The sequence below is a fragment of the Streptomyces sp. NPDC059534 genome, assembly GCF_042743475.1.
In the GTDB taxonomy this organism is placed as follows: Bacteria; Actinomycetota; Actinomycetes; order Streptomycetales; family Streptomycetaceae; genus Streptomyces.
Window position 1 is genome coordinate 1 of the sequence record NZ_JBHWAQ010000129.1, and the last position, 1923, is coordinate 1923.

A 1923-nucleotide genomic window follows, 5' to 3' on the forward strand; every position below is an offset into this window, starting at 1 on the left:
CAGGATCCAGCTCCGGCCCCACCTGATCGACGGCTGCCTCACCGCCACCGGTCTGACCCTCGTACCACCGACCCCACCCTGAAAACCTCAGTAGGCGGGCATTGTCGGCATGCGGCCACACTGACATGGGAAACTCGCGCGATCTCATCGCCGTTCGCCTCCAGTAAAAGGCTGTGGCTAGAAGGTCGCGGGTGCCAGCTCCTTACGCACGTCGGCCACTTCGTCGCCTCGGACGACGATCGGTCCGTGCTTCCGCTCCATCTCGACGTAGGCAGTGCGGCCTGACCCAGGGTTCTGGTAGCCGGCCCACCGGGTGAGAGCGTTGCGTGTGAGCTCTACTCCCGCTTCCCGGTGAGCGAGCGAGGTAGATCCGTTCGGCCCGCTGGCGCTTGCTCTCGTGCTCTGGCGCAGGCCCCAGGTCGATCGTCGGCAACAGTTCGTCCGGCCCCTCGCCATTCTCATCGGCGTCCTCGTCCGTGTCCTCGCTGATGTCAGCAGCGTCATCGCCGTCTTTGTTGCCGTCGCCGCTCATTAGAGGACCATCCCTTCTGCAGCCCTCATGGGTAGGGCTGTGATCTCTCGGTCCCGGTGGGTGCATGGCCTTGGTTGCGAGCCGTTCGTCGGCCAAAGTGAGTGCCGCCAGCCCCGCCGGGCCGAGGTCGTCTGATCGGCTTCGAGGACACGCCCCGCAGAGGGCCGATTAATGAGCTCCCGGCAGACGTCCTCACCACCGAGCGGGTCCGAGGACGACAGCGGAGTGGCGGACACGTGTTCATCGGATGGGACTGGGCGACCGAAACGCATGACGTGACGGTCATGGACGGCACCGGCAAGCGAGTGGACCGGTGGGAGTTCGACCACACTGAGGAAGGTTTTGCCAGGACGCTGGCCCGGTTCCGGCGCCACGGCGAGCCGGCCGATCTGCCTGTCGCCATCGAGACCAGCCGCGGTCTGGCCGTGGACCGGCTGCTCGCGGCCGGCCACCCCGTGATCCCGGTGCACCCGAACGCCTTCCACGCCATGCGGGCGCGTTGGGGCGCCAGCAAGGCCAAAACCGACGCGGGCGACAGCATGAAACTCGCCGACTACCTGCGCACTGACGGACACATGCTGCCCCGCCTGGAGCCCACCGAGCAGGCCACCTTGGACCTCCAGGCCCTGACCCGACAGCACGCCGACCATGTCGAGGCCCGCGTCGCAGCCGTCAACCAGCTCGCCGCCCTGCTGGACGCCCACTGGCCCGGCGGCAAGACGGTGTTCGGCAGCCTCGACAGCGACATCGCCCTAGCGTTCCTGGACCGCTACCCGACACCGGCCTCCGCCGCGAAGCTCACCCCGAGCCGGCTGGAGGCGTGGTGCAAGAGGCGCGGGTACTCCGGCAAGCGGTCCGGGAGCATGCTGATCGAGCGCATGCGCTCCGCGCCGAAGGCCGCATCCCGGCTCAGCGACACCATCGTCGCCCAGCTGGTGCGGGTCCAGGCCCAGCTCGTGCGGGGCATCCGCGCCACGATCCGAGTCCTCGACCAGGAGATAGCCGGAGCCGTCCAGGTGCACCCCTACGCGCCGCTGTTCGCCTCGATGCCGCGCATCGGCACGGTCAACCTCGGCCAGATCATCGCCGAGGTCGGCCCGATCCTGGAACGCGCGCAGACGTGCGAGCAGTTCATCGCCGAGGTAGGCGTCGTCCCGGTCACCCGCGCTTCCGGCAAGTCCCGCTCGGTCACGTTCCGTTACGCGACCAACCGCAGGGCACGGCTGGCCGTGACACAGTTCGCCGACAACAGCAGGCACGCCAGCGAGTGGGCCGCCAAGATCTACAACGACGCCAGGCGCTGGCAGAAGCGGCATCCCCACGCGACCCGCATCCTCGCCCGGGCATGGTTGCGAGTCATATGGGCCTGCATGCGTGACGGAGTCTGCTAC

The 1923-nt window shown here is 68.2% G+C and carries 1 protein-coding gene; it reads left to right on the forward strand.

Features of this window, described 5'->3' with window-relative positions:
- Nucleotides 1–768: 768 nt before the first annotated feature.
- A partial coding sequence (locus ACFVZH_RS40270; RefSeq protein WP_384905605.1) for an IS110 family transposase occupies nt 769–1923 on the forward strand: 1155 nt, incomplete at its 3' end.